Origin of the sequence: Serratia sp. BIGb0163 (assembly GCF_024809935.1) — a bacterium.
Lineage (GTDB): Bacteria > Pseudomonadota > Gammaproteobacteria > Enterobacterales > Enterobacteriaceae > Serratia > Serratia quinivorans.
Map to the genome: position 1 here is coordinate 1,079,101 of NZ_JANUDZ010000001.1, position 13,824 is coordinate 1,092,924.

Here is a 13,824-nt window from a genome sequence, read left to right on the forward strand (position 1 = left end):
CTTTGAATAGCTATTGCAGCTTGTGCTGGTAGAGAGGATATACCGAACGACAGCTGGTCAGAGGACCGATGTCGGTAGAATTATTATTAGTATGAATTATTAATAATGCGAATTTGATCGGCAAAATTGTGCGCATTTTGAGCGTCGGCGTCACATATTCTCGTATACTCAATACTCACAGGAAATCCAAGGAGATTGATTAATGAAACATTATTGGTATGCGGCCTTCGGCCTGATGGCCTGCGGAGTCGCCCAGGCGGCGACGACGGATGTTGACATGAATCTGGTGACCGGACAGGGAGTTGGCCAGGAGATTGGCAAAGTGACGATCAGTGAAACGCCCTACGGTCTGCTGTTTACCCCACAGCTCAAAGCGTTACCGGCCGGGATACATGGCTTCCACGTTCATGAGAACGGCAGTTGCGAGCCGGGGATGAAAGAGGGCAAGGCGGTTGCGGCGTTGGCCGCGGGCGGACATTTTGATCCGCAAAAAACCGGTAAACACCTTGGCCCCTATGCCGACGGCCATTTGGGGGATCTGCCGGCGATTTACGTGACCAACGACGGCATGGCCAAGGATCCGGTATTGGCGCCGCGGCTGAAAAAAATCAGTGAAATAACCGGCAAGGCGCTGATGGTGCACGCCGGGGGCGATAACCACGCCGATAGCCCGAAACCGCTGGGGGGCGGAGGGGAGCGTTTCGCCTGCGGCGTCATTAAGTGATAAAGACGCTTAGCTCGCGGTTGCCGCGGTACTGTCAGGCGGGGTGATGGCCTGCTGCAACTGTTGCAACGAACAATAAAGCCGCCAAATTAATCCGGCAAGATCGCGCGCCGCCTGTTCCGGGTGGTGCGCCAACGCATTGCTCATGCGCTGCAGCTCCTGCAGGCTGGCGTCCAGCGAACGGTGCTGTACGCCTTTCTCCGTCATAATGCCCCGCAAACAGTGAATGCAGACGTCGCGCACCGCCGAGAGCGGATCGGACCGGGTCTGCCAGTCGCGCAGTTGCCAAACGATATGGCTGCAGTTGAGCAGCACCACGCCCCAGCGCAATAACCAACTGCGTGCCTCTTGATCCTGGCTTTGATTCAATTGGCTGATGCGGTGATAAATCAGCGATTCAAACTGGCTCTCGCTCTGCTGCGGTTTTTTACTCAGTTGATCGATAAAGTCTCGCCGTAGGGCGCGGATAATGCGCCTACTTTTGCGTTTGTCTGAGCTCGGCCGCAAGATCTGGAACGCCATGCCGGCTAATAGCACGCCAACAATTTTGCCGATGCTGTCATTGATAAACGACTGATAATCGTAGCTTGGCGGATTGGTGACGGACAAAAACGAGCCCATAAACACGATCAGTTGCCCCCAGAGTGCAGCATAGGAGGGATTCTGCAGCTTGAGCATCTGCATGGTGACCAGCACCGGGAACAGGAAGGCGCAGAACAGCCACAAATCATCTATCTGAATCATCAGGCCAAACTTCACCAAAAAACAGACGATCGAAAGCAGCGTTACCGCTTTGAGCAGGGTAGTGATGCTGTTGATCGGCGAAGGTGTGGAGGAATAGAGCACGCAGCTGATGGCGACCAGCGTCAGTGCCGAACTGCCGGCGTCCCACTGGGTGTTAATCCAGTAAGCACAGCCGAGGATAATGCACAGAAAAGTGCGCAGGCCGTTATAGGCGGCCTCGTAACTGTCGGTATGACGAGCCAGAGAAGTCACACGTGGCGGCTGTATCTCGCTGACCGGGGTGGCGTTCTCCAACCGTTGCAACCATCGGCTGCAGTTAAGGTACAACCAACAGAAATGGCGTAGGCGTAGCCAAAAGGCGCGGTGGCGGTAATCGGCAGGATCCTGCGGCGCTATCTGCTGCAGGATGCGGGCCAGCCGGTATTTATCGGTATCGGGATTGCGTAGCTCGTTTAGCAACTGATCCAAAACGGTCGCCAGGTTGGCCGGGCGATCCGGCCAGTTCAGCAGCATGCGCCGCAGGCTGGAGATCACGCTGGTAATGCGCAGTTGTTGATGCAGCATATAGTTGAGCAGGTTATTTTGCCGACGCAGCCGGTAGTGGCTCCAGAAGGCCTGAATACGCAGCAGGTTCATGGTCAGGATCTGGCCGATGACCCCTTCATGTGACGTGCGCATCTGTACGGTGATCTCGGGTTGCCACAGCATTGCGGCGTGCTCCAGCAACCGCAGGTGCATGCGCCGCAGAGAGGTCAACAGTGCTTCACCGTCCGAAGTGCTGGGCAGGATCATCATCATCAGGCCGCCGCACAGAATACCGGTAATCACCTCGCAAACGCGCGCCTGGGCGATATCAAAGATTTGCTGGGTGTCGGTTACGTTGACCGTACTAAAGGCAATGATGGCGGCGGTATAGCCCGCCAATGCAAAGGCGTAGGAGACGTTGTTTTGATAATGATTGGAGATGTAAGTGCACAGGCCGATCCAGGCGGCAATGAACAGCGTGAACAGCCAGGGATCGTTCAGGCAATGACCGGCGATGGCCATTGACGCGGCAGCACCGACCAGACTGCCGAAAACTCGCCCGATGCTTTTACTGATCACGCCACCGACGGTGGGGAAACTGACCACCGCCGCTGAGGTGAGTGCCCAGTAAGGCTCGTCAAGATTGAGGACGAACGCTACCCATAACGAAAGGCACATCGCCAGTGAATTGCGCAGCGCATAACGCCATTGCCCAGCGCTGGCTTTCCCCCAGGGGGTACGGTTCCATTCCAAAAAAGGCAGGTTCACTGGTAAGCCTTACTGATGAATGGAGATGGTGCAGGTGGTGCCGGCGACCAAGGGTAAATCAGCAGGCACATCCAGCAGTTTTATCCGCACCGGTACGCGCTGTGCCAGCCGTACCCAAGGCACGTTGGGCTTCACGTCCATTAATAAATCACTGCTGCTTTCAACGCTCTGATCGTAAATGGCGCGGCCAATGCTTTCTACTTCGCCCCGGAGCTGAGTGTTGCCATTATATAAAACGATATCCGCTTTATTGCCTTCTTTTATATGCTTTAGCTTGGTTTCTTCAAAATAGCCGAGGACATAAAAAGAATGTACGTCGACCAGTGCGACCAGCGGAGTCCCGGCACTGGCATAGTTTCCGACCCGGGCTTGTAAATTGGTGATATAGCCATCGGTAGGGGCATAAATTTTAGTTTTACTTAAATTCCATTTGGCCTGTTCCAGATTGGCCTGAGCGGCTTTATAGGCCGCTTTCATTGCCTGGGCTGCTAAATTTGACTCATCCATATCTTCTGCAGAAATAACATTTTTTGGCAGGCTGCGACGGCGAGCCGCTTCATGGTCGGTTTTGGCCATATCGGACCGTGCTTTTGCCAGTGCGGCCTCAGCATTGTCGAGCGCAATCTGGTATGGCACGGGGTCGATCGCAAAAATCAGACTTCCCGCAGGTATGAACTGATTGTCATGAACGGTTATTTTCTCTAATCTTCCAGAAACTTCTGGTGTGATATTGACGAGTTCGGCGCGTACCTTTCCATCACGGGTCCACGGGGATTGCATATAATAATTCCACAACCACCAGCCGGCACAGATGGCAATGGCACAGACGATTACCGTAGAAAAATATTTTAATGTTTTATGTGTCATCGGTTACCAACTTGCTAAAAGCCACAGGGCGCCGCTGACGGCAATGACGAAAATAGACAAATCCATCAGCATGGGATGCCAAATTTCGCCGGAATAAATCCAGTCTCGCAACAGGTGGTGTACCAGTAGCCATAAAACCAGGCCAAGCAACACAGCCTTAAATATGGGTGGAAAATAAAGCGAGGCGCCCAGCACCAAATCGGGTAGCGGGGACGAGGCATGGAGCCATGAAGTATTCACATTAACAATCCCGATGAGTGAATATGTTGAGTCTTTGCATAGAGAATAAACAATAACTGGCCAAAATGGTGGCTAATTCCACAATATACATTATATACATTTGTGTTTTTAATGTTAGTTACTCAAAATAGTCTAAACTCTGGGAGGGTATGTTAGCATGCTAATTATAAGGAGGGGTAAGTGGAGTCAACATTAGGTTCCGATTTAGCACGATTAGTTCGTGTTTGGCGCGCGCTGATCGATCATCGGCTCAAGCCGCTGGCGCTGACGCAAACACATTGGGTAACCCTGCACAGTATCAATCGTTTACCGCCGGAGCAGTCGCAAATCCAGCTGGCCAAGGCGATCGGCATTGAGCAACCGTCATTGGTTCGTACTCTGGACCAGTTAGAAGAAAAGGGGCTGATTACTCGCCACACCTGCGCCAACGACCGGCGTGCGAAGCGTATCAAGCTGACTGAAGCTGCCGATCCCATTATCAGGGAGGTGGACAGCGTGATCAGTTCGACGCGTGGTGAAATTTTGAGTGGGATTACCACTGACGAAGTGCAATTGTTGGTAGGTTTGATTGGCAAGTTGGAACAAAACATTACTGAACTGCAAAATAAACAATAAGAACTTCTTCTTTATACGATTAGATTTCACAGCATCGGAAATGAAACCGGAGGCCTAAAGCCTCCGGTTTTACCCGCTAGGTTCAGCTTACAGTGGGGACACGGTGATGGTGTCGCCAGTGCGAGCCATACGAACGCGTTGCCCTGGGCTGAACTTGGTGTCGCCCGCCTTCTGAACCACCACGATATTCTCTTTCTGGTCGGTCTTGATTTCCAGCTCATAGCCTGAAGTACGACCGGCAGCTTCACCGATGCTGTTACCTGCTACGCCACCTGCTACAGCGCCGGCTGCCGTCGCCAGGCTACGGCCTGTGCCGCCGCCAACGGTGTTACCGAGGAAACCACCCAGCACGGCACCGCCGATGGCACCAATGGTGTTCGATGTTTCACTACCCTGGATCTTGACCGGGCGCACAGAAACCAGCGTGCCGTAAGTCACGGTTTGCACCTGTTTGGCCTGCGAAGCGGAATAAACGTCGCCGGACATAGAATCATTGGCGCACCCTGCCAGCGTAACTGCGGCGATGGCAACGACGAGAAGACGCTTGATCATATAAAACTCCTGTTGGTAGTAGTCCATAACCTGGGAAACCTTACCAGGCCAGATTCATAAAAATGATAGACAAAGTATGGCTTAAACGCACGCATATCACCATAACCCGCTACTGCACGCAGCTTAGCTTTGTTCTGTTCAACCAATAATAAACGGTGGTTTAGCTTTATAACAGCGTTGGAAGAAATTCCATTGCGTGTTGAAGCGCTGTTTAGCCGTACTTATCAATATTCGGCATGGGTTAAAAACAGGCGCATCGCTCACAGAGGTGAAAAAATACAACATATTTCATGGCGTTAATGTGGCAATTCTGGTTTATTTGTCAGGTCAAAATTTTGCTTCCCCGTAAAGGGTAAAGGATGTCGCTATGAAGTCAGGCCGCTATATAGGTGTTATGTCTGGCACCAGTCTGGATGGGGTCGATGTGGTGCTTGCTGCGATTGACGGACGTATGGTGGCGCAACAGGCCAGTTACAGCCATCCGATGCCGCTCCAACTGAAGCAGGATATTCTCGGAATGTGCCAGGGCCAGCAGACCACGCTTTCTGCGGTTGGACGGCTGGATGCGCAGCTTGGCACGCTGTTTGGCGAGGCGGTACTGGGCTTGCTGAAGCAAACCGGTGTGGCTGCGCACGACATTACCGCCATTGGTTGTCATGGCCAGACGGTTTGGCATGAACCCGAAGGGGATGCGCGTTTTTCTATGCAGTTGGGCGACAATAATCGCATTGCCGCACTGACCAATATCACCACCGTTGGCGATTTTCGCCGACGTGATATGGCCTACGGCGGTCAGGGAGCTCCGTTGGTACCGGCTTTCCATCAGGCACTGCTGTCGCACCCGGTAGAGCGCCGCATGGTGCTGAATATCGGCGGCATAGCCAATCTGTCGATGCTGTTGCCGGGGGCTGCGGTGCGTGGCTTTGATACCGGGCCGGGCAATATGCTGATGGATGCCTGGATATGGCGTCATCAATCACAGCCTTACGATAAGGATGGTGGCTGGGCGATGGCGGGGCGCGTTTGCTTGCCGCTGTTGCAACAGATGCTGGCCGATCCTTACTTCTCGCTACCGGCACCGAAAAGCACCGGGCGTGAATATTTCAACGCGGCCTGGCTGGAGCGTCAGCTCGCGGGTCTGGCGGCAGTCAGCCCGGTTGATGTGCAAACCACGTTGACGGAACTGACGGCGGTCACCATTTGCGAACAGGTTCAGTTGGCGGGCGGCTGTGAACGTCTGCTGGTTTGCGGCGGTGGGGCACGGAATATGTTGCTGATGGCACGAATGTCTGCGTTGTTGCCAGGAACCGAGGTGTGCCTGACGGATGATTTCGGCATTAGCGGCGACGATATGGAGGCGCTGGCCTTCGCCTGGTTGGCGTTTCGCACCCTGTCCGGGCAGCCCGGCAATCTGCCTTCGGTGACCGGTGCCAGTTGTGAAACCCTGCTGGGTGGGATTTATCCGGTTTTGCCTTTGGGGGGCCGTTAGCTCTGTTAGGATAGAAATCGATGGATTTCCCTAAGGAGCAACAGCATGAAAAAAATCATTATTGCCGCCGGCACATTGGTGCTGGCCGGCTGCAGCTATGTTCTGCCGCAAAACAGCCAAACCTTGCATTACCAGTGCGGCACCACGCCGTTGACGGTGTCACTGGACGGTAAGGAAAGCACCGTCAGCCTGCTGATGGACGGTGAGCAACTGAAGCTGAAACAGGTACTGGCCATGTCCGGTGCAAAATACAGCGATGATAAGTACACCTTTTGGTCGAAGGGCCAAAACGCCTATCTTGAGCGTAATGGCAAAGTGATTATGAGCGACTGTACGCTGACGAATTGATCCGGTCGTTGCGGCGTCAGAGCGATTGAGATCCTGACGCCGCAGGCGCAGAATAGAATCACGATTTTTCAGTTGGTTGATAACCGAATGATTGAAAATAATGAATTTGATGTTGCGGACCTGCGCCGCGAATATACCCGTGGCGGCCTGCGCCGTAACGATCTGACCACCAATCCCCTGGAACTGTTCGAACATTGGCTGAAACAGGCCTGTGACGCCCGCCTGGCGGATCCGACCGCCATGTGTGTGGCGACGGTGGATGAAAACGGCCAACCTTACCAGCGCATTGTGTTGCTAAAGCATTTTGATGACAAAGGGCTGGTGTTCTACACCAATCTGGGCAGCCGCAAGGCGCAGCAACTGGCGAATAACCCGCACATCAGCCTGTTGTTCCCGTGGCACATGCTTGATCGTCAGGTCATTTTCCTGGGTAAAGCGGAGCGCCTGTCCACGTTCGAAGTCATGAAATACTTTGCCAGCCGGCCGAAGGACAGTCAGATCGGCGCCTGGGTCTCGCAGCAGTCATCGCGTATTTCAGCGCGCGGCGTGCTGGAGAGCAAATTCCTCGAACTGAAGCAAAAATTCCAACAGGGCGAAGTGCCATTGCCGAGTTTCTGGGGGGGATTCCGGGTTAATTTCGACTCCGTCGAGTTTTGGCAGGGCGGAGCCAACCGTCTGCATGACCGTTTCCTGTATCAACGGGACGGGAATGACTGGAAAATTGACCGACTGGCACCCTGATCGGTGAAAATCCCCCTTAAGCGCTGGCACTGATGTCGCCGGCGCTTTATTCTATGCGTTATTCTGAATTTAATATTTCGCCAGTGGGCGAAAGGTCGTGTACCGACAAAGGTGCATTCGTTTATACATGGAGTCATTGATGGCAAGCAGCAACTTGATTAAACAACTGCAAGAGCGGGGCCTCGTTGCCCAGGTTACGGATGAAGAAGCGTTAGCAGAGCGACTGGCGCAAGGGCCAATTGCACTGTATTGCGGTTTCGATCCGACCGCTGACAGCTTGCATTTGGGCCATCTGGTTCCTCTGTTGTGCCTGAAGCGCTTCCAGCTCGCAGGCCACAAGCCGGTAGCCTTGGTTGGCGGTGCCACCGGCCTTATCGGTGACCCGAGCTTCAAGGCGGCTGAGCGCAAGCTCAATACCACCGAAACGGTGAATGAGTGGGTGGATAAAATCCGTAAACAGGTTTCTCCGTTCCTCGATTTCGACTGCGGTAGCAACAGCGCAATTGCCGCCAACAACTACGATTGGTTCGGCGGCATGAACGTGCTGACCTTCCTGCGTGACATCGGCAAGCATTTCTCCGTCAACCAGATGATCAACAAGGAAGCGGTGAAGCAGCGTCTGAACCGTGACGACTCGGGTATTTCTTTCACCGAGTTCTCCTATAACCTGTTGCAGGGCTTCGACTTCTCCGAGCTGTACAACCGTCATCAGGTTGAACTGCAGATCGGCGGTTCCGACCAGTGGGGCAATATCACCTCCGGTATCGACCTGACCCGTCGCATGCACCAGCAACAGGTATTCGGCCTGACCGTGCCCTTGATCACCAAGGCTGACGGCACCAAATTCGGCAAGACCGAAGGTGGCGCAGTCTGGCTGGCACCAGAAAAAACCAGCCCGTACAAGTTCTACCAGTTCTGGATCAACACCGCCGATGCCGACGTGTACCGCTTCCTGAAGTTCTTCACCTTTATGGATCTGGCCGAGATCAACGCGCTGGAAGAAGAAGACAAAAACAGCGGTAAAGCGCCACGCGCCCAGTATGTTCTGGCAGAAGAAGTGACCGGTATGGTACACGGTGCTGAAGGTCTGGCTGCGGCCAAGCGTATCACCCAGAGCCTGTTCTCTGGCGCGCTGCACGAGATGACCGAAGCGGACTTCGCCCAGTTGGCACAGGACGGCATGCCGACCATCAAGCTCGATGGCGACGCCGATCTGCAGCAGGCGTTGGTTAACGCTGAACTGGTGCCTTCACGCGGCCAGGCGCGCACCATGATCGGTTCCAATGCGGTGACCATCAACGGTGAGAAGCAGTCCAACGCCGAATACAACTTCAGCGATGCCGATCGTCTGTTCGGTCGCTACACGCTGCTGCGCCGCGGCAAAAAACATTACTGCCTGGTTGATTGGCAGTAAACAAAGTTGCAGCAAAGGGGCCCTCAGCGGCCCCTTTATTTTTAAGGCCTCAGAGCAGGTTTTTGATGAAAAACATTCTTTCTATTCAATCCCATGTGGTGTTTGGCCATGCAGGCAACAGCGCGGCAGAGTTTCCGATGCGCCGCATGGGCGTTAACGTCTGGTCGCTGAACACCGTGCAATTTTCCAATCATACTCAGTACGGCAAGTGGACCGGTTGCGTGATGCCGGCCAGCCATCTGACCGAGATTGCCCAGGGTATTGCGGATATAGATCAACTCAAGCACTGCGATGCGGTGCTGAGCGGTTATATCGGTTCGCCGGAGCAGGGTAACCATATTCTTGAGATTGTGCGTCAGGTTAAGCAGGCCAATCCGAACGCCTGGTACTTCTGCGATCCGGTGATGGGTCATCCGGAAAAAGGTTGCATCGTGGCACCGGGCGTGGCGGAGTTTCATTGTCAGCAGGCGTTGCCGTGCAGTGACATGATTGCGCCCAATCTGCTGGAGCTGGAGTTGCTGAGCCAGCGTACTGTGACCAACGTGGAACAGGCGGTAAGCGCCGCACGCGAACTGATTGCCAAAGGGCCGAAGCTGGTGCTGGTCAAGCATCTGAGCCGCGCCGGTTATAATATCGACTGTTTCGAAATGCTGCTGGTCACGGCTAGTCAGGCCTGGCACATCAGCCGTCCGCTGGTAGACTTCGGCGAGCGTCAACCGGTGGGCGTAGGCGATCTGACCAGTGGTCTGTTGCTGGTTAATTTGCTCAAGGGTGAGGCGTTGGACAAAGCACTCGAGCACGTCACGGCGGCGGTGTATGAAGTGATGCTGACGACCCAGGCAATGGGTGAGTATGAGTTGCAGGTGGTGGCGGCTCAGGAGCGTATTGTGCAGCCGGCCTGCGAGTTTAAAGCGGTAATGCTGTAACGCTGCCGGCAGAGCGCCCCGGCGTATTCTCGCCGCCGGGGCGTGGGTATTATTTCAAGCCTTCCGCATTCAACGTTGCGTCCACCGCAGGTCGCGCGGCCACGCGATCAAAATAGGCCGAAAGCTGACTGCGCTTTTTGATATCAAACTGCAGGGCGATGGCCCAGCGCAGAATGGTGAACAAATAGGCATCAGCCACGCTGAACTTGTTGCCCAACAGGAAATGCTGCTTCGCCAGCACCGAATCCAGATAGTCGAACTGCTTGTCCAGTTTTTCCCGCGCGATGGTTTTGTATTCTTCAGGCGTTTTCGGGTTAAACAGCGGGCTGAACCCCTTGTGCAACTCAGTGGCAATATAGTTCAGCCATTCAATGGCATGATAACGCGACAGCGTACCCGCTGCGGGGATCAGAGCGCGATCCGGCACGCGATCCGCCAGATATTGCACAATTGCCACGCCTTCGGTCAGCAGGCTGCCATCATCCAGCAGCAGCGCCGGGACCTGTCCTTTCGGGTTGATGGTCAGATAGTCCGCACCGCTTTCGGTCTTTTTCAGCGCCAGATCGACCTTTTCTGCGGTGAAGTCCAGGCCTGCTTCGCGCAATACAATATGGGGGGACAGAGAACAGGCGCCGGCTTTATAGAACAGTTTCATCGAAAGCTCCTTGATAATGATGAGTGACAGGCATGCTTAACCTCTGATCCTAGTCCTATAACGTCAAAATTACAGCGCCTTAATCGACAAATTTAACTTATCAGTGCGGCTTGCGGTTGCAACTGCGCCAGGGTAGCGGCAATTTGCTGCTGCAACGCTTGCGGCACGGCTTGCATTGGTGAACGCAGTTCATTGCGGATCAGCCCTTGCTGCGCCAGTGCGGCTTTTACCGGCGCCGGGTTAGGGAAGCTGAACATCTGGTGGATCATCGGCAGCAGGGCATAGAAATTGGCGCGGGCGGCAATCAAATCGCCTTCTGCGACCTGTTGCACCAGTTGTACAAAGCGCTCTGGATGAATGTGCGCGGAAGCCGAGATTGCACCGGTGCCACCCAGGCACAGCGTAGTCAGGATCAGGTTATCCTCACCGGTCAGCACGTCGATTTCACCGTCATTAATCAGCGCCATCATGGTGTCAGGATTACCGCTGCATTCCTTAATCGCTTTTACCCGTGGATGACGTGCGATCTGACGCAGGGTGGCCAGTTCAATCGTAATACCGGTGCGTTGCGGAATGTTATACAGGATCACCGGCACGCTTGAGGCGTCGGCAAGCTGGGTAAAGTAGTCCACCAGGCCGCATTGCGATGGGCGAATATAATAGGGGGCCGGGATCAATACGCCGGCAATATCACGCAGCTGGATGGCCTGCTGCATTTGCAAAGTGTCGACCATGTTATTACCGGACAGGCCCATCACCACCTGATGAGCCGGAGTGACGGCCAGCACTGCGTCGAGCACCGCCAATTGTTCGTCCTGGCTTAACGCGGCCGCCTCACCGGTAGTGCCGCAGACCACCAGTCCATCGACGCCGGAGGCAATAAGATGCTGAGCCAGCCGTTGGGTGGCCGGCAGGTCGACTGCATGATGATTAAATGGGGTAACCAGCGCCACCCAAATACCGGAAAATGAGGCCATAATAAGTTCCTTCAGTACGAGCAATAAGAAGCCAGATAAGAAAACAAGCGAGGGACGATGCGCTGATAATGAATATTCTGCATGAGGCTGTCAATTTACAACCGCTTGATAACAGGGTTAATCATGATTAAGCGGCACGGATGAGTTTGGCTAATAAAAAGGAGGAAATAAAAAACCCCGCCTTGGCAGGGTTTTCGAGGGGGATTAACGCGGACGGCGAGTGCTGTTGATAGAGGCTGTCCAGTTGAAAGTTTCGCCAGTGGGTTGAATACGGTTGGCTTTACGCTCGGCGCGGGTAGCTTTTTCAATTTTCGCGCGGGCGGCGGTAATTCGCGCCACCACTTCGTCCTTGATCTTGTTATTTTCGGCGTTGGTTAATGCTCTGCCGAGGTTTTTACGTGCCTTGTCCAGCTCGGTTTTTACTTCACGTTGTTCGCTTTCCGTCATGTCTTTCAGCGTCAGTTTTTTCATCGTTATAGCCTGGTCAGTGAAGATGGCAGCCAGTGTACAGCAATTAGAGGCCCGAAGATGCCGATGCCGTAACGGAAATGCCGGGTAGGGTGAAGCAACCTGTCACATTTCTTCCTGCAACTCGCTGAGAAAACGCCGCATGCGGTCTGTGCGCTCCCGCGCCATTTTCTTGCCGGTAGCGGTTTGGAAGCCTTCCTGCAGCTTGAACAGTTTGGTTTCGAAGTGATCCAGACAAAAACGCTTATCGTCATATTGGCGTTGCTGCGCCAGCGGATCGGCAGCGTCGTACAGCGCGCTGCGCATGCGCCCGCCAATATAGAAACAGCGCGCCACGCCAATCATGCCGATGGCGTCCAGGCGGTCAGCGTCCTGAAGAATTTTGGCCTCCAGCGTTTCCGGGGTAATGGCGGCGGAGAAACTGTGAGCCTCGATAGCATGGGCGGTTTTGGCGATGTCCTGCGGCTCCCAGCCCAGTTGCGTCAACGTCAGGGTGGCTTTTTCCGCCGCCAGGCGTGAAGCCAGGTGGCGCTGTGGCGAGTTTTTTTCCACCGCCACGCAGTCATGCAACAGTACGGCCGCACAGAGAATGCGACGGTCACCGCCTTCTTGCTGACTGATACTGCGAGTATTTTTCCACACCCGGTGTAAATGAGCCACGTCATGTGAGCCATCATCGGAATCGAGTGTCAGGGGCAACAGGGCCTGGGCCAATTCCTGATGCGGTGAAAACGGCTGCAACAATGCTTGCGCCAGGGTTGAAAAATGCACGCTATGCTCCTTATGGGTGGAAACCTAAAATCATAACAGCCGTCGATGAGGCCGTTATGACGGCGCGGTAAAAAGATTGTTTACTGTACTGCAATAGACTATTGCCATAATCACGGTTTTTGTGCCGGAATAAGCAACTTACAATAGCCTTGTTCCGGTCATTCCCGCTTGGTGTAAGCCTGTGTCTGCGGGGTGTGACCGGAATATCCTGCTAATGCTATCGGAGAAACCCCATGCCAACGAATCTTGAAATTGTACGCGCTACCTATGAAGGCGGCAGTGCCGAAGAGAATGGTCGTAACCTGTTGGCGGCACTAGCGCCCGACGCGGAGTGGACCGAAGCCGCAGGCTTTCCTTATGCCGGCACCTACATTGGCCCGCAGGCGATCTTCAAAAATGTTCATCAACGTCTGGGAACGGAATGGCAGGGCTACCGCGCCGATGTCGACCATTTTTATGATGCCGGTGAAAACGTGATTGCCCAGGGCTTCTACCATGGCACCTATGGCGCGACCGGCAAATCATTTACCGCATCCTTTGCGCATATTTATCAGCTGCGCGCCGGGAAAATCATCAAGTTTGTGCAAATTGTTGACAGTGCAAAAGTGCTGGAGGCCATGCAGGGCTAAAGGCCGCTGTGTTTGCCAAATTTGCGATCGTACTCCCGTCGGTATCCGCGCGCCTTGTTGCGATCGCGGATCCACAAATAGCCGCATACCAGCGCGACGGCGCCTGAAAAGGTAATGTTGCGCATATCCCGGTCATAAAAATACACCAGCACTGCGTCCGTCGCGGCGATAAAGGCAATCCATTTATACATATGGGATTGCCGTCGCGTGGCGGCGTTGAGGCGCTTTAACTGTCTGGCTTCGTGCATAACCGGCTTTTGCTGCATAACGTCTCGTCGGTAATAAATTTCTTAGTGGTAAATTAGCAGAAGTTTCCCGAAGGTGGAAAAGACAAACGTGCGCCGGGTCGGTTTTCATCGGGGGCTGTAGCC

General features: G+C 54.1%; 17 protein-coding genes. 8 read left to right on the forward strand and 9 right to left on the reverse strand.

The genetic code is table 11. The annotated features are described in order from the left end of the window. Positions 1-202: 202 nt before the first annotated feature. A complete protein-coding gene (gene sodC, locus M2406_RS05320) occupies positions 203-724 on the forward strand; it encodes a superoxide dismutase [Cu-Zn] SodC (RefSeq protein WP_259189065.1) in 522 nt (173 codons plus the stop codon). Between the two features lie 9 nt (positions 725-733). Here sodC and M2406_RS05325 read toward each other — a convergent pair whose 3' ends face one another. Genes M2406_RS05325 through M2406_RS05335 form a run of 3 tightly spaced genes read right to left on the reverse strand, consistent with a single transcriptional unit; the run spans position 734 to position 3,868 of the window. Continuing rightward, the gene (locus M2406_RS05325; protein ID WP_135344358.1) at positions 734-2,761 is read right to left on the reverse strand and encodes an FUSC family protein; all 2,028 of its coding nucleotides are present in this window, start codon (positions 2,759-2,761) and stop codon (positions 734-736) included. A 9-nt stretch (positions 2,762-2,770) separates the two neighbouring features. Beyond that, positions 2,771-3,628, reverse strand: coding sequence for an HlyD family secretion protein (locus M2406_RS05330; protein WP_012144943.1), 858 nt, complete (start codon positions 3,626-3,628; stop codon positions 2,771-2,773). 3 nt (positions 3,629-3,631) lie between these two features. Beyond that, positions 3,632-3,868: a DUF1656 domain-containing protein gene (locus tag M2406_RS05335; protein ID WP_012144944.1), complete on the reverse strand. Its 237-nt coding sequence runs from the start codon at positions 3,866-3,868 to the stop codon at positions 3,632-3,634. A gap of 180 nt (positions 3,869-4,048) precedes the next feature. On the opposite strand from M2406_RS05335, the gene slyA reads away from it, so the two are divergent. Then, entirely contained in the window at positions 4,049-4,483 is a 435-nt protein-coding gene (slyA, locus tag M2406_RS05340; RefSeq protein WP_012144945.1) for a transcriptional regulator SlyA, read from the forward strand. Between the two features lie 87 nt (positions 4,484-4,570). Here the strand turns inward: slyA and M2406_RS05345 are convergent, their stop codons facing one another. Next, positions 4,571-5,035 (reverse strand): glycine zipper 2TM domain-containing protein, encoded by a 465-nt coding sequence (locus M2406_RS05345; RefSeq protein ID WP_026142354.1) that lies wholly within the window; start codon positions 5,033-5,035, stop codon positions 4,571-4,573. Positions 5,036-5,402: 367 nt separating this feature from the next. Here M2406_RS05345 and anmK point away from each other — a divergent pair, with 367 nt between their 5' ends. The 5 genes from anmK (at position 5,403) to pdxY (ending at position 9,953) form a co-directional block, all read left to right on the forward strand. Then, complete coding sequence (gene anmK, locus M2406_RS05350) at positions 5,403-6,524, forward strand: anhydro-N-acetylmuramic acid kinase (RefSeq protein ID WP_012144947.1); 1,122 nt, start codon at positions 5,403-5,405, stop codon at positions 6,522-6,524. A gap of 45 nt (positions 6,525-6,569) precedes the next feature. Continuing rightward, positions 6,570-6,872, forward strand: coding sequence for an MliC family protein (locus M2406_RS05355; RefSeq protein WP_017892676.1), 303 nt, complete (start codon positions 6,570-6,572; stop codon positions 6,870-6,872). An 87-nt stretch (positions 6,873-6,959) separates the two neighbouring features. Then, the gene (gene pdxH, locus M2406_RS05360; protein ID WP_012144949.1) at positions 6,960-7,613 is read left to right on the forward strand and encodes a pyridoxamine 5'-phosphate oxidase; all 654 of its coding nucleotides are present in this window, start codon (positions 6,960-6,962) and stop codon (positions 7,611-7,613) included. A 139-nt stretch (positions 7,614-7,752) separates the two neighbouring features. Then, positions 7,753-9,027: a tyrosine--tRNA ligase gene (gene tyrS, locus M2406_RS05365; RefSeq protein ID WP_012144950.1), complete on the forward strand. Its 1,275-nt coding sequence runs from the start codon at positions 7,753-7,755 to the stop codon at positions 9,025-9,027. A gap of 65 nt (positions 9,028-9,092) precedes the next feature. Then, entirely contained in the window at positions 9,093-9,953 is an 861-nt protein-coding gene (pdxY, locus tag M2406_RS05370) for a pyridoxal kinase PdxY (RefSeq protein WP_259189069.1), read from the forward strand. Between the two features lie 49 nt (positions 9,954-10,002). Here pdxY and gstA read toward each other — a convergent pair whose 3' ends face one another. The 4 genes from gstA to M2406_RS05390 all read right to left on the reverse strand — a co-directional run bounded on the left by gstA (position 10,003) and on the right by M2406_RS05390 (position 12,824). Beyond that, positions 10,003-10,608, reverse strand: a complete 606-nt coding sequence (gene gstA / locus M2406_RS05375; RefSeq protein WP_017892682.1) for a glutathione transferase GstA — start codon at positions 10,606-10,608, stop codon at positions 10,003-10,005. Positions 10,609-10,700: 92 nt separating this feature from the next. Then, positions 10,701-11,585, reverse strand: a complete 885-nt coding sequence (gene dapA / locus M2406_RS05380) for a 4-hydroxy-tetrahydrodipicolinate synthase (RefSeq protein WP_017892683.1) — start codon at positions 11,583-11,585, stop codon at positions 10,701-10,703. A gap of 204 nt (positions 11,586-11,789) precedes the next feature. Then, positions 11,790-12,056 carry a DUF3811 domain-containing protein gene (locus M2406_RS05385; protein WP_012144954.1) on the reverse strand — a complete coding sequence of 89 codons (267 nt, stop codon included), beginning with the start codon at positions 12,054-12,056 and terminating at the stop codon, positions 11,790-11,792. A gap of 102 nt (positions 12,057-12,158) precedes the next feature. Next, positions 12,159-12,824: an HD domain-containing protein gene (locus M2406_RS05390; RefSeq protein ID WP_259189071.1), complete on the reverse strand. Its 666-nt coding sequence runs from the start codon at positions 12,822-12,824 to the stop codon at positions 12,159-12,161. Between the two features lie 233 nt (positions 12,825-13,057). Between M2406_RS05390 and M2406_RS05395 the strand changes: the two genes are divergently transcribed. Further along, the gene (locus tag M2406_RS05395; RefSeq protein ID WP_115184774.1) at positions 13,058-13,453 is read left to right on the forward strand and encodes a nuclear transport factor 2 family protein; all 396 of its coding nucleotides are present in this window, start codon (positions 13,058-13,060) and stop codon (positions 13,451-13,453) included. On the opposite strand, the gene M2406_RS05400 is transcribed toward M2406_RS05395, so the two are convergent. Further along, positions 13,450-13,719 carry a hypothetical protein gene (locus tag M2406_RS05400; RefSeq protein WP_026142356.1) on the reverse strand — a complete coding sequence of 90 codons (270 nt, stop codon included), beginning with the start codon at positions 13,717-13,719 and terminating at the stop codon, positions 13,450-13,452. The two genes, M2406_RS05395 and M2406_RS05400, sit on opposite strands and share 4 nt — an antisense overlap. Positions 13,720-13,824: the final 105 nt, after the last annotated feature.

What these genes read in the sequence shown, in the direction of transcription:
- sodC (WP_259189065.1), top strand. Translation starts at nt 203, where the DNA reads ATGAAACATTATTGGTATGCGGCCTTCGGCCTGATGGCCTGCGGAGTC.
- M2406_RS05330 (WP_012144943.1), bottom strand. Translation starts at nt 3,628, where the DNA reads ATGACACATAAAACATTAAAATATTTTTCTACGGTAATCGTCTGTGCC.
- M2406_RS05345 (WP_026142354.1), bottom strand. Translation starts at nt 5,035, where the DNA reads ATGATCAAGCGTCTTCTCGTCGTTGCCATCGCCGCAGTTACGCTGGCA.
- anmK (WP_012144947.1), top strand. Translation starts at nt 5,403, where the DNA reads ATGAAGTCAGGCCGCTATATAGGTGTTATGTCTGGCACCAGTCTGGAT.
- M2406_RS05355 (WP_017892676.1), top strand. Translation starts at nt 6,570, where the DNA reads ATGAAAAAAATCATTATTGCCGCCGGCACATTGGTGCTGGCCGGCTGC.
- pdxH (WP_012144949.1), top strand. Translation starts at nt 6,960, where the DNA reads ATGATTGAAAATAATGAATTTGATGTTGCGGACCTGCGCCGCGAATAT.
- tyrS (WP_012144950.1), top strand. Translation starts at nt 7,753, where the DNA reads ATGGCAAGCAGCAACTTGATTAAACAACTGCAAGAGCGGGGCCTCGTT.
- pdxY (WP_259189069.1), top strand. Translation starts at nt 9,093, where the DNA reads ATGAAAAACATTCTTTCTATTCAATCCCATGTGGTGTTTGGCCATGCA.
- gstA (WP_017892682.1), bottom strand. Translation starts at nt 10,608, where the DNA reads ATGAAACTGTTCTATAAAGCCGGCGCCTGTTCTCTGTCCCCCCATATT.
- dapA (WP_017892683.1), bottom strand. Translation starts at nt 11,585, where the DNA reads ATGGCCTCATTTTCCGGTATTTGGGTGGCGCTGGTTACCCCATTTAAT.
- M2406_RS05385 (WP_012144954.1), bottom strand. Translation starts at nt 12,056, where the DNA reads ATGAAAAAACTGACGCTGAAAGACATGACGGAAAGCGAACAACGTGAA.
- M2406_RS05395 (WP_115184774.1), top strand. Translation starts at nt 13,058, where the DNA reads ATGCCAACGAATCTTGAAATTGTACGCGCTACCTATGAAGGCGGCAGT.
- M2406_RS05400 (WP_026142356.1), bottom strand. Translation starts at nt 13,719, where the DNA reads ATGCAGCAAAAGCCGGTTATGCACGAAGCCAGACAGTTAAAGCGCCTC.